The organism is Saccharothrix sp. HUAS TT1 (genome assembly GCF_040744945.1).
Lineage (GTDB): Bacteria > Actinomycetota > Actinomycetes > Mycobacteriales > Pseudonocardiaceae > Actinosynnema.
The window spans coordinates 1,817,036-1,839,435 of the sequence record NZ_CP160453.1; the positions used below are offsets into that span (position 1 = coordinate 1,817,036).

Sequence of the window (22,400 nt, forward strand, 5' to 3'; positions counted from 1 at the left end):
CACCCACCACCGGAGGAGCGAACACCCGTGACCGATCACGTGACGCAGGCGTACCTGGACGACGAGAGCCTGCACGGGGTGATGGGGCGGCTGGACCTGCCGCCGCACTTCGCCACCGCCTACGGCCACCGCCTGGTCGGCCGGCCGTTCTTCCTGGAGGAGCACACCGCCCACCGGGTCGCGGCCGACGTGATGGACTTCTTCGAACTCCTCTTCTCCTTACCCACCAAGCTGTTCGGCGGCAGCTTCACCCGGTACGCCGAGGCCCTGGGCATCCCGCCCGAGGAAGTCGCGATCATGGGCACCGACCGCCCGCCGGTGCACGGCCGCGCGGACATCTACCGGGCCGGCGACGACCTGCGGCTGCTGGAGATCAACGCCGGTTCCCAGCTCGGCGGCACGGACCTGGGCACCCTCGCCCGCGCCATCCACCGGGAACCGGGGTTCCAGCCGTTCGTCGAGGCGCACGACCTGGCCTACTTCGACCCGATCGAGAAGCTGCTCGACGCCGTCGGCCGCGACCGCACCATCGCGTTCCTCGAAGAGGGCGGGATGATGGCCCGCTTCGGGAAGGCGTTCGCCAGCATCGAGGAGACCTGCAAGCGCCTGGGCGTGGACGTCCTGCTCGGCGAGCTGCACGAGCTGACCGAGCGCGACGGCTACCTCTACCTCAACGGCACGAAGCTGGACGTGGTCGTCCGCTACTTCTCCGCCAAGCAGGCCGTCGGCAAGGTCGACACCCTCGTCAAGGGCCACAAGACCGAGGTCTACACGCCGTTCTCCAGCTACTACTACGGCAGCAAGGCCACGCTCGCCCTGCTGAACGACCACCGCGAGAAGCTGAGCGACGACGAGCGGGCGCTGGTGGACCGCCTCCTGCCGTGGACGCGCGACGTGCGCGACGTGCCGCGCGACTGGTTGCGCGAGAACCGGGAGGAGCTGATCGTCAAGGCGTCCGGCGGCTTCGCGGGTGACGGCGTGCGGCCCGGCTGGCTGCTGACCGACCGCGAGTGGGCCGAGGTGCTGGACGAGGTGGCGGGGCAGGCGTTCGTGGTGCAGGAGCGCGTGCGGCCGACGCCGGACTTCGTGCCGGGCGACGACCGGCCGTGGACCACGACGTGGGGCTGGTTCGTGACCGACCAGGGGTTCGCGGGCATGAGCATCCGGTCGATGCCGGTCGAGGACGGCGCGGTGATCAGCTACGCGGGCAACCCGCTGACCCGGGTGTCGGGTCTGCTCGTGCACTGATCGGGGCGGTCCGACCGCGTTGCGCGAAACGCCCCTGATCGGCGGCGGATCCGGGTTAGGGTCCCGGAAAAGGGGGGTGCATGGGGCGGTTCTTCGCGGCGGCGCTGGGTTTCCCGGTCGTGGTGCTGAGCGTTCTGCTGGTGCTCGTCGTCGCCTACTGGCTGCTCGTCGCCTTCGGCGTCGCGGACGCGGACTGGGTCGAGCTGGACGTCGGCGGCGTGCCCGCGACGATCGGCATCTCCCTGGCAGTGGCGTTCTCCTGGTTCGCCTGCCTCACCGGCGTGGTCCTGGTCGAGCCGCGGTCGACGCCGGCCGGCGCGGCGGTGCTCGGCGGCGCGCTCGTCGTCGGCCTGGCGCTGACCAGGCCGGCGATGCGCCCGCTGAGGCGGCTGTTCCCGGCGGACCCGCCCGCGTCCCGGTTGGACTTCGTCGGCCGGCCCTGCGTCATCCGCACCGGCCGGGTGACGCGGGCGTTCGGCCAGGCCGAGGTCACCGCCGCCGACGGCTCGTCGGCCGTGGTGCAGGTGCGCCAACCCGGCGAGGACCCGCTGCTGGTCGCGGGCGCCACCGCGCTGATCTTCGACTACGACGTCGCCGGCGAGTTCTTCTGGGTCGCGCCGCTCGACCTCGGACACCGCCCGACCTACCCACTGGGGGACAGCTGATGGACGTCATCACCACCGGGTTCGGCATCCTCGTCGCCGTGGTCCTGGTCGTCGTGATCGGGCTGCTGATCCTGATCAGCCGCCTGTTCCGCAAGATCGACCAGGGCAAGGCGCTGATCATCTCCAAGGTGCGCAAGGTGGACGTCACGTTCACCGGCGCGGTGGTGCTGCCCGTGCTGCACCGCGCGGAGATCATGGACATCTCGGTGAAGACCATCGAGATCCGCCGCGCCGGCCAAGAGGGCCTGATCTGCCAGGACAACATCCGGGCCGACATCCGCATCACGTTCTTCGTGCGGGTGAACAAGACCGTCGAGGACGTCATCAAGGTGGCCCAGGCCATCGGCACCGCCCGCGCGAGCGACGAGCAGACGCTGCAGGAGCTGTTCAACGCCAAGTTCTCCGAGGCGTTGAAGACGGTCGGCAAGCAGCTCGACTTCATCGACCTCTACACCAAGCGCGACGAGTTCCGCGACCGGATCATCCAGGTCATCGGCACCGACCTCAACGGCTACAGCCTGGAGGACGCGGCGATCGACTACCTGGAGCAGACGCCGATGGCGCAGCTCAACCCGTCGAACATCCTCGACGCCCAGGGCATCCGCAAGATCACCGAGCTGACCGCGATCGAGCACGTGCGCACGAACGAGTTCACGCGGCACGAGGAGAAGGAGATCACCCGCCAGAACGTCGAGGCGCGCGAGGCGATCCTGGAGCTGGAGCGCCGCCAGGCCGACGCGGAGATCAAGCAGAAGCGCGAGGTCGAGACGATGCGGGCGCGGGAGGAGGCGGAGATCGCGAAGGTGCAGGCCGAGGAACGGCTCAAGGCCGACACCGCGCACATCCGCACCGACGAGCAGCTGGGCATCCAGACCGAGAACAAGGCGCGCGAGATCGCGGTGGCGGAGAAGAACCGCGAGCGCGTGATCGCGATCGAGACCGAGCGCATCGAGAAGGACCGGATGCTGGAGGTCATCGGCCGCGAGCGGGAGACCGAGCTGACCCGGATCTCGGCGGACAAGGAGCTGGAGGCCGAGAAGCGGTCCATCGCCGAGGTGGTCCGGGAGCGGATCGCGGTGGAGAAGACCGTGGCCGAGCAGGAGGAGATCATCAAGCGGCTGCGGGCGGTCGAGGAGGCCGAGCGGCAGCGCCAGACCGTGGTGATCAGGGCCGAGGCCGAGGCGCAGGAGGGCCTGGTCAAGGACATCAAGGCGGCCGAGGCGGCGGAGCAGGCGGCGAAGTTCAGGGCGCGCGAGGAGCTGCTGCTGGCCGAGGCGCGGCAGCAGGCCGCCGAGCTGGACACCCGCGCGATGATCCGGCTGGCCGAGGGCAAGCAGGCCGAGGCGGCGGCGACCGGGCTGGCCGGCGTTCAGGTGCGCGAGCGGGACGCCGAGGCGATCGAGAAGGTCGGCCGCGCCGAGGCCGTGGTGGAGAAGGAGAAGGCGCTCGTCGTCGCGCTCGCGATCCGCGAGAAGCTGAAGGGCGAGGCGGAGGGCCTGGCGGACAAGGCGGGCGCGATGGCCGCGCTGGACGAGGCGACCCGCGAGCACGAGGAGTACCGGCTGCGGTTGGAGACCGAGAAGGAGGTCCGGCTCGCCGGGATCGACGTGCAGCGGCAGGTGGCCGAGTCGCAGGCGATGGTGCTGGCCGCGGGCCTGGAGAAGGCCGACATCGACATCGTCGGTGGCGACAGCATGTTCTTCGACCGGATCGTCGGCGCGATCACGGTCGGCAAGCAGGTGGACGGGTTCGTCGGGCACTCCGAGGTGGCGCAGACCCTGGCCGGGCCGTGGCTGGACGGGTCGGCGAGCTTCACCGACGACATCGGCAGGCTGCTCGGCTCGCTGAGCACCGGTGACGTGAAGAACCTAACGGTGTCCGCGGTGCTGCTCAAGCTGATCAACTCGGGCGGGCCGGACGAGGGCAAGCTGCGCGAGCTGCTGGCCGCCGCGCAGCGCCTGGGCGTGGCCGAGCGGCCGGTGGCCTCGCTGTCGTGACCGCCACCCCGACCGCCGCCACCCCGACCGCCGCTCCCACGACCCCGACCGCCGCGTCACCGGGCGCGGACCTGGAGGCGGGCACCTACGAGGTGCTGCGGGCCCGGCTGGCCGAGCAGGCGGCCGGGCTCACCAGCCGGGCGGAAGCGCTCAACGCGCGCCGGCTGGAGGTGTTCGGCGGCGCCGAGCTGGCGCTGCTGGGCACCGAGCGGATCCGCACCGAGCACAACTGCGTGCCGCGGGACTGCGTCTCGGTCTCCGTCGCCGACGAGCGGGGGTCGCAGGTCGCCGGGCTGATGCTGTTCGGCTACAACGTCTTCATCGGCCTCAAGCCGGAGACGACGGTGGACGACGTCTTCTCGCTGCTCCGCTTCACCCGCGACGGCGACGCGTTCCGGTTCGAGGACGCGGCCGACGACGAGCTGCCGGGGTTGCTGCGGGACCCGGGGTTCGAGCGCGACTTCGCCGAGCTGTACCGGTACTACCGGGACACCCGGCTGGTGCAGCTGCGCCGGGTCGAGGGCAAGCTGCTGGCGGTGTTCCAGACCGGCGCGCGGATCGAGGACACCCGGGTGCTGCGCTGGCGGGTCGGCGTGGACGGCTCGGTCGAGTACCTGGACAACCGGGGCGAGCGCGACCACGTGTTCCCGCCGTCGCACGACTTCGAGTGGACCACCACCGGCCGCGAGCACCACGTGCTGGGCAGGCACCCGCACATCTCGATCGAGGACGAGGTGTTCGTCGAGACCATCGGCGGCGACCTCACCATCAAGGTGGAGAACAACACCGAGACCGGCGAGGGCGTCTACACCGAGCCGGTGGACGAGCCGCTGCAGTCGCTCGCGGACGCCGAGGTGCAGTACGCGCGGGTCGGGTCGCTGGTCCTGCTGCGCGTCCGCCCGTACAACGAGACCGCGTGGCGGCACCTGGTGTTCAACACCCGCACCCGGTCCGTGGTGCGGCTGGACGGCATCGGCCAGGCTTGTCAGCGGCTGCCCGAGGACCAGGGCCTGATCTTCCCCGGCGGCTACTACCTGGCCACGGGGGTCGGCAAGACGTTCGACACCCCGGTGGACGAGCTGGAGTTCGAGCGGGTCATCCGGTCCACCAACGGCGAGGACGTGCTGTTCGTCTTCCACGCCCGCCGCGACGGCCGGTCGCTGCTGCTGCCGTACAACGTGATCCGCAAGGAGGTGGCGAACCCGCTGTCGTGCCACGGGTTCTCCCTGTTCGACGACGGCACGCTGGTCGTGTTCCGGGCCACCGGCGACGAGCCGACCCGCGTGCACCCGATGCAGGTGTGGCAGACGCCGTACCTGTCCGACTCCTACGCCGCCGCGCAGCCGGTCGGCACTGGTCCGCTGGAGCGGGTCGGGAACGCCGACCTGGTGCGCGGCATCTCGGACTGCCTGTCGGTGAGCCGGATGGTCGGCGAGATGGCGCCGTCCGTGCCGGTGTTCGAGGACCTGATCGCCTCCTGCACCAGGGTGTTCGACTCCTACCACTGGCTCGGCGAGCCGGACCTGGGCGACCTGCGCGCGCCGCTGGCGCAGGTGCGGGCGACCGCCGAGCAGGTGCTGGACGAGTTCGAGGCGGTGCAGGCGCTGACCGCGCAGGCGGCGTCCGCGGTGGCCGAGGCGGGCGAGCGGATCGCCTCGATGGTGCGCCGGGCCCGCGGCGAGGCGCCGACCACGGCCGACGCGTGGGTGCGGCAGCTGGCCGACCTGCGGCGGGCGCAGGGCCACCTGGTGACGTTGAAGGAGCTGCGGTACGCCGACGTGGCCCGCATCGACGAGCTGGTCGCGTCGCTGGACGAGGAGCTGGGCGGCACGGCCCGGCGGGCGGTCGAGCACCTGCGCCGCGACGACGCGTTCACGGGCTACCACGAGCAGGTCGAGGCGCTGGTGGGCCGGGCGGAGGCGATCCGCACGGTCGCCGAGGCCGAGCCGGTGGTCGGCGAGCTGGGCGAGCAGCAGCGCGGCCTGGAGGTGCTGACCGAGGTCGTCGGCTCGCTGGACATCGCCGACGCCACCGTGCGCACGTCGATCCTGGAGCGCATCGGCGAGGTGCTGGGCGGGCTGAACCGGGCGCGGGCCACCGTGGACGGTCGCAGGCGGGCACTGCTGGCCACCGAGGGCCGGGCCGAGTTCGCCGCCGAGTTCGCGCTGCTGGGCCAGGCGATCACCGGCGCGCTGGCGGTCGCGGACACGCCGCAGCGGTGCGACGAGCAGCTGGGCAGGCTGCTGCTGCAGCTGGAGAACCTGGAGTCGCGGTTCGGCGGGTTCGACGACTTCCTGACCCGGCTCGGCGACAAGCGCACGGACGTCTACGAGGCGTTCTCCTCGCGCAAGCAGGCGTTGCTGGACGACCGGGCCCGGCGCGCCGACCGGCTGGCGACGTCGGCCGACCGCATCCTGACCAGCGTCGCCCGGCGAGTGGCGTCGCTGGCGTCGCTGGACGAGGTGAACACCTACTTCGCGTCCGACCCGATGGTGGCCCGGGTCCGGTCGGTGGCCGACGAGCTGCGGTCGATCGGCGACCAGGTGCGGGCCGAGGAGCTGGACGGCCGGGTGCTGGCCGCGCGGCAGGAGGCGGGTCGGGCGCTGCGCGACCGGCTCGACCTGTTCGACGGCGAGACGATCCGGCTCGGCAGGCACCGGTTCGCGGTGAACACCCAGCCGGTGGACCTGACCCTGGTGCCGAAGGACGGCGAGCTGTCATTCGCCCTCACCGGCACCGACTTCCGCTCGCCGGTGCGCGACCCGGGGTTCGCCGACACCAGGCCGTTCTGGGACCAGCTGCTGGTGTCGGAGACGGCCGAGGTCTACCGGGCCGAGCACCTGGCCGCGTCGATCCTGGCCACGCGCCCGCTGGACGAGCTGCACGCCGCCGTCACCGAGGAGCGGCTGCCGGAGCTGGTGCGCGAGGTCGCCGAGTCGCGGCTGGACGAGGGCTACGAGCGCGGTGTGCACGACCACGACGCGGCACGGGTCCTGGAGGTGCTGCTGCGGTTGCACGCGGGCGCGGGCGTGCTGCGGTACCCGCCTGCCGCGCGGGCGGCGGCGCAGCTGTTCTGGGCGTCGGCGGACGAGGGCGTGCGGGCGTCGTTCGAGCGCCGGGCGACGTCGTTGGGCCGGGCGCGGGAGGTGTTCGGGCACACGGCGGCGATCGACGAGCTGTGCGCGGAGCTGGCGGCGGCGGCCGGTGACCCGTTGGCGGGCGAGTACCTGTTCGAGGAGCTGTGCGGCGCGCCGTCCGGGTTCGCCACGAGCGCCGGCGCGCGGGCGCTGGTGGACGCGTTCCACCGGGCGCTGGGCGGTCGCAAGGAGTTCGACGACGACCTGCGCGCGATCGAGGACCCCGACGTGCGGCGGCGGCTGGTCGAGGGCTGGTACGAGGCGTTCCTGGCGGGCGCGACCGACCCCGACCTGCCGGAGGCGGTGGCGCTGGAGCTGTGCCGGGACCTGCCGCGGCACGAGTCGTCGGCGCAGCTCTCGGCCACCGTGGACGGCCTGCTCGGCACGCACCCGCGGGTGGTCGACCGGTCGCTGGCGTTCCGGCTGGACGAGCTGCTGGCGCGGACCAGGGCGTTCCGGGCCGAGCGCGTGCCCGCCTACCGCGCCTACCAGCGCCGGCGCAACGAGGTCGTGGCCCGCGAGCGGGCCCGGCTGCGGCTGGACGAGTACCGGCCGGAGGTGATGGGCGCGTTCGTCCGCAACCGGCTGCTGGACGAGGTCTACCTGCCGCTGATCGGCGACAACCTGGCCAAGCAGCTCGGCGCGGCCGGTGACGCCAAGCGCACCGACCAGATGGGCCTGCTGCTGCTCATCTCGCCGCCCGGCTACGGCAAGACCACGCTGATGGAGTACGTGGCCAACCGGCTCGGCCTGGTGTTCGTCAAGGTCAACGGCCCGTCGCTGGGCCACGACGTGACGTCGGTCGACCCGGCGGAGGCGCCGAACGCCACCGCGCGGCAGGAGGTCGAGAAGATCTCGTTCGCGCTGGAGGCGGGCAACAACGTGCTGCTGTACCTGGACGACATCCAGCACACGTCGCCCGAGCTGCTGCAGAAGTTCATCTCGCTGTGCGACGCGCAGCGGCGGATGGAGGGCGTCTGGGACGGCCGCACGCGGACCTACGACCTGCGCGGGAAGCGGTTCGCGGTGTGCATGGCGGGCAACCCGTACACCGAGTCGGGGCAGCGGTTCCGCATCCCCGACATGCTCGCCAACCGCGCCGACGTGTGGAACCTCGGCGACGTGCTGTCCGGGCGCGAGGACCTGTTCGCGCTGAGCTACGTCGAGAACGCGCTGACGTCCAACCCGGTGCTCGCGCCGCTGTCCACCCGCGACCGGGGCGACGTCGAGCTGCTGGTGCGGATGGCCCGCGGCGAGGAGGTGCGGGCGGACCGGCTCGCGCACCCCTACACGTCGGTGGAGCTGGAGCAGGTGCTGTCGGTGCTGCGCAAGCTGCTGCGCGTGCAGCGGGTCGTTCTGGCGAACAACCAGGCGTACATCGCCTCGGCCGCCCAGTCCGACGCCTCGCGCGTCGAGCCGCCGTTCCAGCTCCAGGGCTCGTACCGGAACATGAACAAGCTGGCGGAGAAGGTCGTGCCGGTGATGAACGACGCCGAGCTGGCCGCGGTGATCGACGACCACTACGCGGGCGAGGCGCAGACGCTGACCTCGGGCGCCGAGGCGAACCTGCTGAAGCTGGCCGAGCTGCGCGGCGCCCTGACCCCGGCCCAGGCCGCCCGCTGGCAGGAGGTCAAGGCGGCCTACGTGCGCGCGCAGGCGTTGGGCGGTGCGGACGACGACCCGACGTCCCGGACGGTCGGCGCGCTGTCCCTGCTGTCCGACCGCGTGGGCGCCGCCCTGGACCGCATCGCCGACCGCTGACCGCCGGCCGACCGGGACGGCCTCAGTCGACGGGTTCGCAGGCGATGCCGTCCCGGTCCCGGTCGAGGTGGTGCCGGTCCCGGCCGACCACCTCGATCCGGGTGGTGCCCTGGTCGTGGAGCCAGTCGCACAGCCGCCACACGCCACGCGGGAAGCGCCGCGGCACGCACGGGCCGCTGGTCGCGTAAGAGGGGTCGCAGTTCTCGTCCCGGGGCGGCGGCGAGGACGTCGTGCTCTCCGCGGTGCTGGACGGCGGTGGCGGCGGTTCCACCGTCGTCGTGGTGGTCTCGGCCACCGTCGCGACGACGACCGGCGGGTTCGGCCGCTGACCCGGTGCGGGCACGACCACCGCGATCGTCGTCGGCCGGGCGGCTTCGAGCGTGGTCGTGTAGGTGGCGCTGAGCACACCGGGCTCCGCCGGGCCCTGCTCCACCCGCCGCACGTCCACCGGACGCGGCTCGTTCAGCGAGATCGCCATCGTTACGAGGGCGCCGGTCGCGAGTAACAGCGCCACTCCGGCGAAGGCGACACTCCTGCCACTGCTCATCCCTGCACCCGCTCCGGACGCTCCACGGTGTCACGTGGAATCGTTCACGCCGCTAAAGGTGTTACCGACCGGTCTGTTCCGGCAGGTCCCAGGGGTGACGCAGAGCGAATGGCGTGACACGATCGGGTGGTGGACGTCGGGTTGCCCGGACCGGGAAGCGTCACGTGGCAACTGCACGCCGACCCCGCCATGCGGGTCGCCGGCATCGCCGGTCTCCACCTCCAGTCGCTGCACCCGCGCGCGGTGGCGGCCGTCGTGCAGAACTCCAGCTTCCAGCGGGACCCGCTGGGCAGAGGTTGATGCGGACCGCGGACTTCGTCGGCATGGTCAGCTACGGCTCCACCGAAGAGGTGAACCGTGCCGCCGCACGGGTGCGAAGCGCGCACCGGACCCTGCGCGCGAAGGACGCCGCCGGCCGGAGCTTCCGCGTCGACGACCCCGAACTGCTGCTCTGGGTGCACTGCGCCGAGGTGCACAGCTTCCTGACCGTGCTGCGCCGCGCCGGCTACCGGCTCACCGACGCCCAGGTCGACCGCTACTACGACGAGCAGCGCCGCACCGCCGCCCTCGTCGGCCTGCACGAGGACGAGGTGCCCGGCAGCGCCGCCGCGATGGCCGACTACTTCGCCGCCGTGCGGCCCGAGCTGGCGCGCACGGCGGACTCCGAGGTCGTGTACCGGTTCCTGCACCGCCCGCCCGTCGACGGCCTGCTCCGGCTCGGCCTGGACGCCTACGGGCCGCTGCTCGGCCACCTCGCGTACTCAGTGCTGCCACCGTGGGCCATCGCCCTGCACGGCCACCGCCCGTACCCCGAACCGGTCGCCACGGCCCTGCTGCGCGCCGCGCGGACCGCCGCGCTCCTGGTCCCGGCGTCGATCCGCTGGGGCGTCCCCGAGGGCCACGTGACCAAGGCGATCCGCCGCCTCGGCCTGCGCGTCGCGCCGAGGCGCGCGCTGCTGCCGTCCTAGGGAGCAGGCTCACAGCCGCCGTTGCGCCGAACGGCGCAGTGGCGTGGACCATTGCGACCTTTATCGCACCGGTGGGACCGCTCGGTTTGCTTAGCATGAACAACGTCCGGCGCGTCGATCCGCGCCGCCCCAAGCACCCGAGAGGTTGACGCAGCTCATGCTGTTCCGACGACTGCTGCCCGCGACCGCGCTGGTGGCGGCCCTTTCCCTGGTCGCCGCGTGCGGCGGCGCGAGCGACGACACCCTGGCGGGCAAGGCCGACGACGGCGGGCTGACCATCGGCATCCGGTTCGACCAACCGGGCCTCGGGCAGCGCAGGCTGGACGGCAAGTACGTCGGCTTCGACGTCGACGTGGCCAAGTACGTGGCCGCGCAGCTCGGCGTCGACGAGTCCGGCATCACCTGGCGCGAGGCCCGCTCGGCCGACCGCGAGGAGCTGATCGCCTCCGGCGAGGTGGACTTCGTCGTCGCCACCTACTCGATCACCGACAAGCGCAAGGAGCGGGTGGCCTTCGCGGGCCCCTACTTCGAGACCGGCCAGGGCGTGCTGGTGCGCTACACCGACGACGAGATCACCGGCCCCGAGACGCTGAACGGCAAGAGGCTCTGCTCGGTCACCGGCTCGACGTCCGCGCAGAAGGTCAAGGACCAGTTCGCCCAGGACGTCCAGCTGGTGGAGTACGGCCAGTACTCCGACTGCGTCATCGCCCTGCTGGCGGGCAACGTCGACGCGGTGACCACCGATGAGGTGATCCTCGCGGGCTACGTGGCCGAGAACCCCGAGCTGCTGAAGCTGGTCGGCGCCCCGTTCACCACCGAGCGGTACGGCATCGGCCTGGCCAAGGACGACGCCGAGGGCAGGTCGGACGTCAACGCGGCGATCGAGAGGATGGTCGGTTCCGGCGAGTGGCGGTCCGCGCTGGAGCGCAACATCGGGCAGGCCGGCGTCGAACTCCCGGAACCACCCAAGGTGACCGAGAAGTAGCTGTCCGGTGGACGAATGACTTCGGGGGTGTAGTGCTGGGCGTCACCAACCGATACGCTCTGCCACGCAGGCCGTGGTTTCTGTGTTCGTGTCTCACGCTCGCGGAACGACACGCGGGCGTGCCGTCCCCACTCGAAGCAGTGGGGGAAACGCCCCGGGACGGCCGGGGCTGCACGGTGCAGCCCCAAGCTTTCCTGCGATGGAGGCAGGTACATGGCACTGGGCACTGTCAAGTGGTTCAACTCCGAAAAGGGCTTCGGCTTCATCGCGCAGGAGAACGGCGGGCCGGACGTCTTCGTGCACTACTCGGAGATCCAGGGCCAGGGTTTCCGCACCCTGGACGAGAACCAGCGGGTCGAGTTCGAGATCGGCCAGGGCACCAAGGGGCCGCAGGCCCAGAACGTGCGCAAGGTCTGATCGCGGCGGATCGTTCCGACTCACTTCTTCCCAGCAAGCGGCGAGGCCCCCGACCGGGATGGTCGGGGGCCTCGCCGTTCGTCGTCGGGGTGTCAGTAGCCGCGCTGGCGGGCTTCCCACTCCAGCCGCTGCATGACCCACTCGGTGGCCAGCGCCTGGGGGGACGTCTGCCGCTCGGCGGCCAGTTCCTTCAGCTGCTCGTTCGCCATCAGCTGCAGGCGGAGCTGGTAGACCTGCGCGTTGCCGAAGCTGGTCCCGGCGGTCGTCTCCGGGTCCGCGGTCTCCGGGGCGAGGGCCGCCAGGTACGACGTCAGGTCGTCGTCCGGCTGGGCTTCGTCCAGTTCGGCAGCGGGCGGGCGGTGCCGGCCTGACTTCGACCGTCCAAGGGATCCAAGAGGCACGGCGGACACGATAACGGTTGGATTGCGGTGCCGGCCAAAGTGTGGCCTGGGTCACAGATGTGTGCATGGAGAGGCCCCCGCGCCAGGGGGAGGAACGCGGGGGCCGGAGGGGATCTCCACAGGTGCTGACCGGGGGTGTGTCAGCAATTCGGATTGTTGCACGCGCACGCGGACCTGGGGAGTGGGTTGGCCCGAAATCTTCAGGTGGGTGGTGACTGGAACCCCGGCCGCGGTCCGCGGAGCACGTCGGCGCGCGCCTGTGGCGGCGCTCCCTAGGGGGTGTTCGCGTCGTCGGGCGGCGGTTCCAGGTTGGTGATCTCGCCCTCCAGCCGCTGCACCAGTTCCTCCAGGCCGGCGAGCATCCCGTCCAGCTCGCTCATCTTGTCGTTCATCAGCCGGTCGATGTCCGCCTCGATGTCGGCCAGCGAGAGGCTGCCGAACAACTCGTGCGGGTTCGCCGCCGTCGGGTGGGCCGCGGTCTCGGGCCCTGGCTCGGCCGCGGGCCCGGTTTCGGCTGCGGGCTCGGGCTCGGCTGCGGTTTCGGCTGCGGGCTCGGGCTGGGTTGCGGGCTCCGCTGCGACTGCGGGTTCGGCGGGGTCGGTTCCGGCCTTCGGCGGGTCGGCGGCCTCGGGCGGTTCCGGCGTCTGCCCCGGTACCGGTTCGGTCATGGGTTGCACCCTCCTCGTTCGCGACAAGCACATCACGCGGCGCTTGACACCAAGTGGCCTACACGGAAAGTGACGCTCCGTTGTCTGTGAATCACTCTCCGGGGGGCTGCGGTGGTTCGACAGGCTCGCTTAGCCTCGCGCCAACCTCAAGTCGGGGAGGCGTCATGAGCGGGTCCCTTGAAGTGCGTCAGTTCCTGTGGAACCAGGACGAATCGATCTCCAGGCCGGGCGGCGGTGGGGTGCCCGCCCAGCGAACCGGTGAGCCGTCGCGGATCTCGGACGAGCAGGTGCACCGGGCTCGGTTGTCGGTGGCGCGCGGCGCCACCAGCGCCGAGGACTGCCGGTTGCTGCTCGACATGCTCGGGTTGACCCCGGGTGAGGACGGGGGCGTGCCGCCGGTGCAGCGGTAGGACCCGCACGACCCGCGGCCCCCTCGGACGTGTTCCGAGGGGGCCGCGGCTTTGCCCGCCCGGCGCCGGCGGCCCGCCACCGCCCGCCCCGCGGTCGCCGACGGGCGGGCGAACCGCCGCGAACAGGGGTGGAATCGCAGGTCAACAAGTTGTGCCACCCCCGTTTTGGAGGTGTGGGTACTCGTGTTCTATGCTTACGATGCTTCCACCGGACAGCGTGGAGGGCCTGGGAAAGAAGGTGGCCCAAGGGCTGCCGGCGGAACTGGGTCCCCATCGTCTAGCGGCCTAGGACCCCGCCCTTTCAAGGCGGTAGCGCGGGTTCGAATCCCGTTGGGGGCACGTAGTACCGATGTGCAATACTGCAGTGCAGCAAGGCCCAGTGGCGCAGTTGGTTAGCGCGTCGCCCTGTCACGGCGAAGGTCGCGGGTTCGAGTCCCGTCTGGGTCGCAAGGCAGTTCGGCCAGGTTGGTCGAGCCGCTACCTGGCCAGGTAGCTCAGTTGGTACGAGCGACCGCCTGAAAAGCGGTAGGTCGGCGGTTCGACCCCGCCCCTGGCCACCAGAACGTTCGAGAAAGCCCCTCCGCTCCGGCGAGGGGCTTTTCTCATTTTCCCGCCCGAAATCGGATGACTGCCAGCGCTTGGTCGTCGTGCACTTTCGCGCGTCGCCACTTCACCCGATCAGGATCACCGGCTTCGGCCGCGCGGATCTCGTCCAGCACCGCTTCCGGGCCTTTTTCCGACGTGATGTCCAACACGGTTCGCCAGTCGGGGAACAAGCCGTAGTCGTCCACGCCGCAGGACACGCCGTCGGTCGCCATCACCACCGCGTGGACCTGGTCACGCGGCCACGTCGCGCGGACGGCGCGGTGCGCGGCGGCCGGGTCCGCCTCGGCCACCCACCAGCCGTGCTCGCGGTTGCGCCAGTCGGTGATCCGGTCCACCCGGCCGCGCAGGTCGCGCAGCCGGTTGTCGGCGACGACCTCGGCGCCGTCGTCGGTGAACACCACGACCGGGCTGTCGGCCAGCACCAGCACGTCGACGGAGGTGTCGGTCCAGCGGGTGATGGCGACCGTGCTCGACGGCGAGTCGCCGGGGGTGAGGCCGTGCTGGTCGGCCAGGCGCCCGATGGCGCGGGCCAGGTCGTCCGCGAGGTCGCCGGTGAGGTCGACCAGCTCCGCGGCGAGGTGCCGGGAGTGCCAGCCGCCGTCGCGTTCGCGCGGGGTCGGCGAGGTGGCGCCGTCCAGCAGCACCACGGCGTTCGGCAGGCGGACGACGCGGTCCTCGGTGGGGCGCGGCAGGCCGTCGCGGCCCACCCCGGCCCGTTCGGCGGTGGTGATCTCGGGCATCGCGGTCGAGCCTAGTGCGTCAACCTGGGTTGACAAGTCGGCATTTGTCAACCAAGGTTGACGGCATGACGGAAGCGACCGAACTCGCCTCGGCGGCGGGCGACCAGGACCCCAGGGTCGGTCTGCGGGCGGTGAGCGCCCTGCGCCGACTGCTCGAAACGCTCGAAACCGTGCAGGTGCGCAACGCCCGCGCCCGCGGTTGGTCATGGCAGGAGATCGCGGCCGAGCTCGGGGTCACCCGGCAGGCCGTCCACAAGAAGCACGGGGGAGACCGATGATCGCGGAACGGTTCACCAGGGCCGCGCGCCAGGCCGTCCACGACGCCGTGACGCAGGCCGAACGCCTCGACGCGCCCGAGATCGGGCCGGAGCACCTGGCACTGGCGCTGCTCGACGCGCCCGTGCTGGCCGACTTCGACCTGTCCCGCGACGAGGTGGTCGACGCGTTCGCCGCCGCCCGGCGCAAGGGCGGGCTCAGCGACGCCGACACCGAGGCGCTGCGCCGGCTCGGCATCGACGTCGACCGGATCGTCGCCTCGGTCGAGCGCTCGCACGGCGAAGGCGCGCTGGCCGAGGGCCCGGTCCGGCGCAAGCGGCGGTTCTTCGGCAACCACCTGCCGTTCACGGCGTCGGCGAAGAAGACGTTGGAGCGCAGCCTGGTCGAGGCGCGCGACCTCGGCCACGGCCGGCTCGACCAGGAGCACCTGGTGCTGGCGCTGCTGGCCGAGCGCGGCCTCGTGGCCGAGGTGCTGGGCGCGCACGGCGTGAGCTACGTCGAGGTCAGGAAGCGGGTCGCTCGCTCACCCAGGTGACCAGCGGCAGGAACGCCTGGGTCAGCGGGCCGATGGTGACGGCGTACAGGAGGGTGCCGACGCCGATCGTGCCGCCGAGCAGCCAGCCCACGCCCAGCACGACCAGCTCGACCACCGTCCGGACCAGGCGCAGCGAGGTCCCGGTCCGCGCGCAGAAACCGGTCGTCAGGCCGTCGCGCGGACCGGGGCCGAGGCGCGCGCCGATGTAGACGGCGGCGGCCAGGCCGTTCAGCACGATGCCGGCGGTGAGGAAGAGGACGCGCGGCAGGAGTTCGGTCGGGTTCGGCAGCAGCCACAGGGTGACGTCCACGGCAAGGCCGATCACGACCACGTTGCTGACCGTGCCGACGCCGGGCTTCTGCCGGAGCGGAATCCAGCAGAGCAGGACCAGTGCGCCGACGAGGGCCGTGACCAGGCCGAACGACAGGCCGGTGATCTTGGTCAGGCCCTCGTGCAGCACGTCCCACGGGTCGAGGCCGAGGGTGGCGCGGATCTGCAGGGCCATGCTCGCGCCGTACAGCCACAGCCCCGCGAGGAGTTGGGGGATGCGGCGCAACGGTGACACGGAGACCGGGACCTGGGTGAGTGCGGCGAGCATGTGGCCATCCTTGGCGCTGATTGGCCTTGTATTCCAGAGCCAATCAGCAATAATTGGCCTTATGAACGCTGACGTCCCACCAGGTGGACGCATATCCGGTTTCCGCCTGGCCCGGCTGCTCGGCGAGTGGCGCCGCCGCGGCGCACGTCAGGGGTCGGCCGACCTGGCCGCCGCGATCCGGCTGCTGGTGCTCGACGGCCGGCTGCCCGCGGGCACCAGGCTGCCCGCCGAGCGCGAGCTTGCCGAGGTGCTGCCGGTGAGCCGCACGATGATCACCGCGGCGCTCGACCAGCTGCGCTCGGAGGGGCTGGTCGCCAGCCGGCGGGGTGCGGGGTCGTGGATCAGCCTGCCCACCGGGACGTTGGGGATCACCCCGGACACGCCGCTGGTCGGGCACAGCATGGTCGACTTCGCCCGCGCCGCGCCGCCGGCGCTGCCCGGCGTGCTGGCCGCGTTCGACCAGGTGCGGCGGTACCTGCCGGAGCACCTGGCCGACCACGGCTACTACGAGCACGGGCTGCCCGAGCTGCGCAAGCGCATCGCGGAGCGGTACGCGGCGCGGGGGCTGCCGACGTCACCGGACCAGATCGTGATCACCAGCGGCGCGCAGCACGCCCTCGCGCTCACCCTGCGCCTGTTCACCGGTCCGGGTGATCGAGTGCTGGTGGAGCAGCCCAGTTACCCGAACGCGCTGGACGCGATCAAGGCCGTCTCCGCCATCCCGGTGCCGGTGGCGATGACCGACACCGGCTGGGACCTGCCCGGCATGGCCGCCGCCCTCCGCCAGGCCGCACCGCGGATGGCCTACGTCGTCGTGGACTTCCACAACCCCACCGCCCACCGCCTCGACGCCGAGGGCCGCGCCGAACTGGCCGACACCGCCCGCCGCGCCCGCACGCCGCTGGTCGTGGACGAGACAGTCGTGGAACTGGACCTCGACGGCGACCCGCTGGACGGCCCGCCCCCGATGGCGGCCTTCGCGGACGACCTGGTGGTCACCCTGGGCTCGGCCAGCAAGAGCCACTGGGGTGGGCTGAGGGTCGGCTGGATCCGTGCATCCCCCGAAGTGGTGCACCGCCTGATCTCCACCCGGACCGCGCTCGACCTCGGGTCGGCCGTGGTCGAGCAACTGGTGCTGGCCGAGCTGCTGGCCGACCCCGAGCCCGCGCTGCGCGAACGGCGCGCCCAACTGGCGGCCCAGCGCGACGTGCTGATGGACGGCCTGCGCGAGCACTGCCCGACCTGGCGCTTCCGCCGCCCGGCCGGTGGCCTGAGCGTGTGGTGCGAACTGGACGCCCCGGTCAGCACCCGGATCGCGGTCGTCGCCCAGAACCACGGCATCCGCCTCGCCCCGGGCTCGCGCTTCGGAGCCCACGGCGGCTTCGAGCGCTGGCTCCGCCTGCCCTTCGTGCAACCACCGGACGTCCTCCACGACGCCGCCCGCCGCCTGGGCCTGGTCGCCGCCTCCGTGTCGGGCACCGGGATGGCCGACGACACAGACCTGGCCGTGCCGGTCGCGTGAGCTGAGGGGAGCGGTCGGTTCCGCGCGCGAGATCCACGGCGACTGGCGGCCGGCGCCTGCGATGGCCGAGTGGGCGGCGGCCGGGTGGGCGGCGGCCAGGCTGGTGCTGATCGGACTTGCGGCGACTGGGCTGGTGGCGGCTTGTCGCCGGTCCGGTGTTCGGCTGGCAATGGCAGCTGGCGGTGGCAGCTGCCAGCTGCCGGTTGGCGGTGGCGGCGTGCCGGCGGCTGGTGGCCGGCTGGCGGCTGGCGGCCGGCGGCTGGTGGCTGGCGACAGCCTTTCGGCTGGCGGTGGCAGCTGGTGGCGACTGGCAGCGGGCGGCCGGGTTGGTGGCGGCGTGGTGGCCTGCTGGCTGGTTGGGCTGGCGGTGACCGGGTTGGCGGTGACTGAGCCAGCGGTGGCCGGGTTGGCTGGGCCGGCGGTGGTCCGCTGGCTGGGCCGGCGGTAGCCGAGTTGGTGGTGATCAGGTTGGCGGTGGCCGGGCTGGTGGTGAGTGTCGGCGGGCCGTTGATCGGCTGGCGGGCTGGTGTTGGGGAGCGGTGCGGGGGTCGGCGGTGTGGTGGGTTCGGGGCGAGTGGTCCAGCAGTTGGGTGGGTGGGCCCCGGCGAGCGGGGCGGGTGGGGGTGGGCCTCGGGGTGAGGGGTGGGGTTGGTGGTTGTGGCTTGCTCGGCAGGGTGTCGGGGTGGTGGGTCGGGGGGTTGAGGTGGTTCGTGGTTGGAAGGGGCTCCTCATGGTTTTAACCGAGGTTCGGTAACAGTGTTTCCGTACATATTCGGGCGATGATCACTCGATCGTGTAACCGATCCCGTCGGGCTCCGGCGCAGCCCCTCGATGAGCCGGAACCCGACGGCGGTTCGTGGACCTGCGGCGGGGACGCTCCAGGGATTGGCGTCCCCTGCCGCAGGTTCCCGTTCGGTCCCCTCGCTGCGGGGGCAGCGCGGCGACGGGACCTTGCCCGTCCTGCCAGGGCGCGGTTGGCAGGACGGGGGCCTGTGGTGGTCGTGCGCGAAGACGTCACCGATGCGGTGACAGTGCGTGAAGTGACTGGTCGAGATGTCGTGACGGCGCGCGTGCTCAGGGCACACGGGTCCTGTCGAACTCAGTCGGGTGATGTGCTGGGCAGCCCTTGGACGCTGCCCGGTGACCGGTCGTCATCACGCCGCTCGGTCGACCACGCGGTCGGCGGCTTGGGGTTCGACTGGCCGGTGAACGACGCGATGATGCCACCCCGGTGGCCGCCGCCGCTGTCCGCCCCGCTGGACGAGGACGACGCCGTCGGCGCGCTCGGCGCCTGCTTCGGGGCCGGGGCCGGCGCGCTCGGCACCGGAGCCTCCCACGTCACGGAGGCGTCCACTTCGACTTCGGCGGTCGGCGCGGACGGGACGTCCACGGCGAACGGCGACGCGGCGGTGCGCGGAGGGGTGCTCACCTCGACGGCGGCCGGCTCGGGCGCGGCCACCTCGACCCGGGTCGCGGCACGGGCGGCGGCCTTGGCGGCCACCTTCGCCTCGTACAGCGGCGCGGGCATGGTGTTGGCGGCCACGGCCGAGTGGCTGTAGCCGCCTGAGTAACTGTGGGTGGTGGACTCCGCGTAGTCCGGGTCGGCGTACGACGCCTCCTCGTGCACGGCGGCTGCCATGCCCTGGACGGGCGCGTAGCCGGCCCCGAAAGGTTGGTCCGCCACCGCGGAGTGCTCGAAGGCGTAACCGGCGACGTCGAACGCGGCCACGTCGAAGGTCGCGGCCTCGAACGCCGCGACGTCGAACGTGGACGGCTCGACCAGCGGGAGCCCGAACGGCTGCCCCGCGGCGTGGTGCTCCAGGCACGGCGCCACGTCCTCCGGCACGGCGCCGGCGAGCAGGTCGGCCCCTGCCGACGGCTCGCCGAGCGCCAGGTTCACCAGGTCGGGCGTCTTCGCCACCTCGTCCGAGTGGTCTCCGCCCGCGGCCGCCACCCCGGCGCACACGAACCACGCCGCCGTCGCGAAACCACCGACGGCGAGTGCCCGGAGCAGCAACGACCCGCTGCGGCGCACCGCGAAGGGGACTGCCACCGTGGATCACCACCGTTCCGGGTACGGCGAACGGGACGGACCGTTCGAGGTCGACGTTCTGCTATGTCTAGCACTGGCCACCGCGATTTCGAACGTTCTCCGCCGGAACCCACTCGGAAGGGCGGTCCGGTGCGGCTGTCCGGGTTGTCACATCGCGCGGTGAATACAGTCCGTCGTGTACCCCTGATGGTGTGATGGTCGGCAATGTCCGTTGTGAACGTGGTGATTCCGCCCCCGGTGGGCACCTGACCGGCGGCTTCGACCCCGCCAGCCCCATTCCGCCAATCGGGTGTCCCTCGGGCGAGCGAAGGGTGGTCACCCTGCGCCCATGCAGACGAAGCCGAGGTCGCCGTGCCGGGCCTGCGCGTCCGCAAGCGCTTGCGCCGGGTGCGCCAGGCCGGCGTGCAGGTCGACCATCACGTCGACCACCCGGTCGTCCGGCACGGCCCTGACGCTTTCCACGACCACCCGCGCGCCACGCCGGAGCAGCACGCGCGCCAATCCCGATTCGCACGCCGAGAGCACCACGACCGATGGCACGCGATCAAGGAATTCGAAGCGGTGCCCGTGCAGGGGCCCGTCTTCCAATTGCAGATACGAAAACAATTCGTCTTGCCGCACGCCGTGAGCCGCGATGTGCACGACGTCCGCCTCACCCATTCCGCGCACCACACCCCCCACCGTGGACCGGACCGACCCGCCGTGCGCCCCGCGCAGCACCTCGACCTCACGACGCGCGTGCACGAGGGACGGCCCGGCGGCCCACAGGCGCTCGCCCAACGCCGGCGTCCGGCTGTTCGCCCGGTGCCAACACCCAGTCGACGGCGCCACCGACACCGCCCGCCCCCGGGCGGACGGCAGTGCCGCCCACGGCAGCCCGGCCAGCTCCGGGCTCGGCACCACGACCACCGCCCGGTCACCGGCGGGCCGCAGCAGCCGGTCCAGCTCGGCGGCGCGGTGCGGCGCGTCCGCCAACGACAGCGAGCGGACGTGCCGCGCCGCGGTCCCGGCCGCGCCGAAGTCGTGCAGCCGGACCCGCCGCCGCGCCACCGACACCCCGACCAGCCCGCCCCGGTGGCTGATGAACACCAGCAGGGCCCGGTCGCCCAACGCGTCCACGACGTCGTCCAGCGGCACACCGGGACGACCGGCGGACGACCGCGACACCCGGACCAGCTCGCGCTCCAGCCGCACGACCCGGTCCCGGTCACCCCGCACGCGGGCGAGGCGCAGTTCGGCCCGCGCCCGCGCCACCTCCGCCGGGGGACCACCCGGCCGCCGTTCGCTCCAGCGCCACGCCGAACGGGCGTCACCGCTGGTCAACGCGTGGTCGAGGGCGATGTCCACCAGGTCCGCCGAGAGCTCGGGGTCGCGCAGCGCCAACCCGGCCCGGCACGCGGCCACGGCGGCACGCCGGGTGTCCGCCAGCCGGGCCCGCGCCAGCCAGCCGATGGCCCGGGACCGGGATGTGCCCCGACCCCTGCGCGTGGCCGCCTCCTCCGGCGCGTGCCGGAGTCGCAGCTCGGCCGCGTCCTCGTGGTGCCCGTGGGAATCGCACGCCTCGGCCACCGCGCCGGGTGAACCGCGCCCGCCCGCGCGCAACGCCACGGCCCGCGCCGCCGGCACGGACGACAGCCGGTCCTGCCGGCGGAACAGGGCTTCGGCCTCGACCGCCAGGTCGTGCGCGGCGGGGAGGTCGTCGTCCCGCAACGCGCACCGCGCGGCGAGCAGCAGCGCTTCGGGCAGCCCCGCACCGACCGCCGGTCGCAGCAGCACACCCGCCTCCTCCACCAGGCCGGTGGCGAGCAACGCCTCCGCCCGGCTGACCAGCGCCGGGAAGCGGTCCGGCGTCATGCGACGAACCACCGCGTCGCGTGCTCACAGCCCGCGCCGCGCAGCACGAACCGCACCGGCCCGGACGGCACCCGGTCGAGGTGGAACCAGCCCGCCTCGTCGACCTCCACGGCGACTTCGCCACCGGGCCGGCGAGCCACGACGAGGGACGCGCCGACTGCCAGCCCGGTGACCTGGAGACCGCCCGCGACGTGGTCCAGCCGCAGGTGCAGGCCGGTGAACCGCAACCGCCGCCCACCGCCGCACCCGCGCATCCCCGGCTCCTCGCCCTCGGCCGAGTCCGACAGCAGCCGCAGCGGGGCCGCGCCGGTGCGCTCGGCCAGCGCGGCGCGCGCCCGGTCGGCCAGCGTCGCGGGCGCCGGGTCCAGCTCGTCCACCAGGCGCGCGATGGCGTCGAGCACTTCGCGGTCCGTCGTCACCGGTCCACCTCCGCGCCGAGCCTGCGGCGCAGCACGGCCAGGCACCGGCCGCGGGTGGCGCCCAGGCTGTTGACCGGCACCCCGACCGCCTCGGCGACCTGCCGGAACGACAGCTCCGGCGCGAACGCGGTCAGCCGCAGGATCTCCCGGCACCGGTCGGTCAACGTCGCGTAGGCGTCCCACAGCCGGGTGTCGCCGGCCAGCGCCACCTCCTCCGGCGTCGGTCCGTCGGCGGGCGCGTCCCACTCCGCCAGCGACTCCTCCCGGCCGCGCAGGCGCAGCACGGTGAGCGTTTCCCGCCGGGTGGTGGTGACCAGCCACGCGCCCAGCCGGTCGGGCCGTCGGATGCGGGCCAGGTTCTCGGCGAGCGCGAGCCAGGTGGCCTGGCAGACGTCGGCCGCGTCGTCCGAGCCGAGCCGGTGCGACCGCGGCACGGCCCAGACCAGGCGCGCGTACCGGCGCACGACCTCGTGCCACGCGGTCCGGTCGCCCAGGCCGGCGAGGGTGAGCAGTTCAGCGTTGTCCAGGTGTTGCATGCTCCATCAGAGCCACCGCTCTGACCTGGGGATACCGTCGCCGCTCGATGGTGTGGC

The 22,400-nt window shown here is 72.5% G+C and carries 22 protein-coding genes and 3 tRNA genes; 16 read left to right on the plus strand and 9 right to left on the minus strand.

Going from position 1 to position 22,400, the window contains the following annotated elements:
* The first annotated feature begins 27 nt into the window (after positions 1-27).
* The 4 genes from AB0F89_RS08955 (at position 28) to AB0F89_RS08970 (ending at position 8,808) form a co-directional block, all read left to right on the plus strand.
* A complete protein-coding gene (locus tag AB0F89_RS08955; protein ID WP_367134450.1) occupies positions 28-1,248 on the plus strand; it encodes a hypothetical protein in 1,221 nt (406 codons plus the stop codon).
* Between the two features lie 80 nt (positions 1,249-1,328).
* Positions 1,329-1,913 carry a hypothetical protein gene (locus AB0F89_RS08960; protein ID WP_367134452.1) on the plus strand — a complete coding sequence of 195 codons (585 nt, stop codon included), beginning with the start codon at positions 1,329-1,331 and terminating at the stop codon, positions 1,911-1,913.
* Positions 1,913-3,910: an SPFH domain-containing protein gene (locus AB0F89_RS08965; protein ID WP_367134454.1), complete on the plus strand. Its 1,998-nt coding sequence runs from the start codon at positions 1,913-1,915 to the stop codon at positions 3,908-3,910. Before AB0F89_RS08960 ends, AB0F89_RS08965 begins: the two co-directional genes overlap by 1 nt.
* Complete coding sequence (locus AB0F89_RS08970; protein WP_367134456.1) at positions 3,907-8,808, plus strand: DNA repair ATPase; 4,902 nt, start codon at positions 3,907-3,909, stop codon at positions 8,806-8,808. Before AB0F89_RS08965 ends, AB0F89_RS08970 begins: the two co-directional genes overlap by 4 nt.
* Before the next feature lie 22 nt (positions 8,809-8,830).
* Here AB0F89_RS08970 and AB0F89_RS08975 read toward each other — a convergent pair whose 3' ends face one another.
* Entirely contained in the window at positions 8,831-9,286 is a 456-nt protein-coding gene (locus AB0F89_RS08975; RefSeq protein ID WP_367134459.1) for an excalibur calcium-binding domain-containing protein, read from the minus strand.
* Positions 9,287-9,484: 198 nt separating this feature from the next.
* Between AB0F89_RS08975 and AB0F89_RS08980 the strand changes: the two genes are divergently transcribed.
* From AB0F89_RS08980 to AB0F89_RS08995, 4 genes are all read left to right on the plus strand, one after another.
* Positions 9,485-9,655, plus strand: coding sequence for an oxygenase MpaB family protein (locus AB0F89_RS08980; protein WP_367134461.1), 171 nt, complete (start codon positions 9,485-9,487; stop codon positions 9,653-9,655).
* A complete protein-coding gene (locus AB0F89_RS08985) occupies positions 9,655-10,323 on the plus strand; it encodes an oxygenase MpaB family protein (RefSeq protein ID WP_367134463.1) in 669 nt (222 codons plus the stop codon). The genes AB0F89_RS08980 and AB0F89_RS08985 overlap by 1 nt, the downstream gene beginning before the upstream one ends.
* A 157-nt stretch (positions 10,324-10,480) precedes the next feature.
* Entirely contained in the window at positions 10,481-11,308 is an 828-nt protein-coding gene (locus AB0F89_RS08990; protein WP_367134465.1) for a glutamate ABC transporter substrate-binding protein, read from the plus strand.
* A gap of 213 nt (positions 11,309-11,521) precedes the next feature.
* The gene (locus AB0F89_RS08995) at positions 11,522-11,725 is read left to right on the plus strand and encodes a cold-shock protein (RefSeq protein WP_310310099.1); all 204 of its coding nucleotides are present in this window, start codon (positions 11,522-11,524) and stop codon (positions 11,723-11,725) included.
* 92 nt (positions 11,726-11,817) lie between these two features.
* Here the strand turns inward: AB0F89_RS08995 and AB0F89_RS09000 are convergent, their stop codons facing one another.
* Positions 11,818-12,126: a hypothetical protein gene (locus tag AB0F89_RS09000; protein WP_367134467.1), complete on the minus strand. Its 309-nt coding sequence runs from the start codon at positions 12,124-12,126 to the stop codon at positions 11,818-11,820.
* A 272-nt stretch (positions 12,127-12,398) separates the two neighbouring features.
* On the minus strand, positions 12,399-12,794 hold the full coding sequence (locus AB0F89_RS09005) for a hypothetical protein (RefSeq protein WP_367134469.1): 396 nt from the start codon (positions 12,792-12,794) through the stop codon (positions 12,399-12,401).
* Positions 12,795-12,958: 164 nt separating this feature from the next.
* Between AB0F89_RS09005 and AB0F89_RS09010 the strand changes: the two genes are divergently transcribed.
* The 4 genes from AB0F89_RS09010 to AB0F89_RS09025 all read left to right on the plus strand — a co-directional run bounded on the left by AB0F89_RS09010 (position 12,959) and on the right by AB0F89_RS09025 (position 13,764).
* On the plus strand, positions 12,959-13,204 hold the full coding sequence (locus tag AB0F89_RS09010; RefSeq protein ID WP_367134471.1) for a hypothetical protein: 246 nt from the start codon (positions 12,959-12,961) through the stop codon (positions 13,202-13,204).
* A 266-nt stretch (positions 13,205-13,470) separates the two neighbouring features.
* A tRNA-Glu gene (locus tag AB0F89_RS09015) sits at positions 13,471-13,543 on the plus strand.
* 34 nt (positions 13,544-13,577) lie between these two features.
* Positions 13,578-13,651: transfer RNA gene (locus AB0F89_RS09020), tRNA-Asp, on the plus strand.
* Between the two features lie 36 nt (positions 13,652-13,687).
* Positions 13,688-13,764, plus strand: a tRNA-Phe gene (locus AB0F89_RS09025).
* Positions 13,765-13,806: 42 nt separating this feature from the next.
* Here the strand turns inward: AB0F89_RS09025 and AB0F89_RS09030 are convergent.
* Positions 13,807-14,550, minus strand: a complete 744-nt coding sequence (locus AB0F89_RS09030; RefSeq protein ID WP_367134473.1) for a protein phosphatase 2C domain-containing protein — start codon at positions 14,548-14,550, stop codon at positions 13,807-13,809.
* A gap of 65 nt (positions 14,551-14,615) precedes the next feature.
* Here AB0F89_RS09030 and AB0F89_RS09035 point away from each other — a divergent pair, with 65 nt between their 5' ends.
* Both AB0F89_RS09035 and AB0F89_RS09040 read left to right on the plus strand, forming a co-directional pair.
* Positions 14,616-14,828, plus strand: coding sequence for a helix-turn-helix domain-containing protein (locus AB0F89_RS09035; protein ID WP_141980138.1), 213 nt, complete (start codon positions 14,616-14,618; stop codon positions 14,826-14,828).
* Positions 14,825-15,361 (plus strand): Clp protease N-terminal domain-containing protein, encoded by a 537-nt coding sequence (locus tag AB0F89_RS09040; RefSeq protein ID WP_367134475.1) that lies wholly within the window; start codon positions 14,825-14,827, stop codon positions 15,359-15,361. The genes AB0F89_RS09035 and AB0F89_RS09040 overlap by 4 nt, the downstream gene beginning before the upstream one ends.
* On the opposite strand, the gene AB0F89_RS09045 is transcribed toward AB0F89_RS09040, so the two are convergent.
* Entirely contained in the window at positions 15,330-15,959 is a 630-nt protein-coding gene (locus tag AB0F89_RS09045) for a YitT family protein (RefSeq protein WP_367134477.1), read from the minus strand. The two genes, AB0F89_RS09040 and AB0F89_RS09045, sit on opposite strands and share 32 nt — an antisense overlap.
* A gap of 61 nt (positions 15,960-16,020) precedes the next feature.
* Here AB0F89_RS09045 and AB0F89_RS09050 point away from each other — a divergent pair, with 61 nt between their 5' ends.
* Both AB0F89_RS09050 and AB0F89_RS09055 read left to right on the plus strand, forming a co-directional pair.
* Positions 16,021-17,481: a PLP-dependent aminotransferase family protein gene (locus tag AB0F89_RS09050; RefSeq protein WP_367134479.1), complete on the plus strand. Its 1,461-nt coding sequence runs from the start codon at positions 16,021-16,023 to the stop codon at positions 17,479-17,481.
* Positions 17,482-17,663: 182 nt separating this feature from the next.
* Positions 17,664-17,852: a hypothetical protein gene (locus AB0F89_RS09055; protein ID WP_367134481.1), complete on the plus strand. Its 189-nt coding sequence runs from the start codon at positions 17,664-17,666 to the stop codon at positions 17,850-17,852.
* A gap of 728 nt (positions 17,853-18,580) precedes the next feature.
* On the opposite strand, the gene AB0F89_RS09060 is transcribed toward AB0F89_RS09055, so the two are convergent.
* From AB0F89_RS09060 to AB0F89_RS09075, 4 genes are all read right to left on the minus strand, one after another.
* Positions 18,581-19,534 (minus strand): hypothetical protein, encoded by a 954-nt coding sequence (locus AB0F89_RS09060; RefSeq protein WP_367134483.1) that lies wholly within the window; start codon positions 19,532-19,534, stop codon positions 18,581-18,583.
* Positions 19,535-19,849: 315 nt separating this feature from the next.
* Positions 19,850-21,388: a CHAT domain-containing protein gene (locus AB0F89_RS09065; RefSeq protein WP_367134485.1), complete on the minus strand. Its 1,539-nt coding sequence runs from the start codon at positions 21,386-21,388 to the stop codon at positions 19,850-19,852.
* The gene (locus tag AB0F89_RS09070; protein WP_367134487.1) at positions 21,385-21,807 is read right to left on the minus strand and encodes a hypothetical protein; all 423 of its coding nucleotides are present in this window, start codon (positions 21,805-21,807) and stop codon (positions 21,385-21,387) included. Before AB0F89_RS09070 ends, AB0F89_RS09065 begins: the two co-directional genes overlap by 4 nt.
* Positions 21,804-22,343 (minus strand): RNA polymerase sigma factor, encoded by a 540-nt coding sequence (locus AB0F89_RS09075; RefSeq protein WP_367134489.1) that lies wholly within the window; start codon positions 22,341-22,343, stop codon positions 21,804-21,806. Before AB0F89_RS09075 ends, AB0F89_RS09070 begins: the two co-directional genes overlap by 4 nt.
* Positions 22,344-22,400 lie beyond the last annotated feature (57 nt).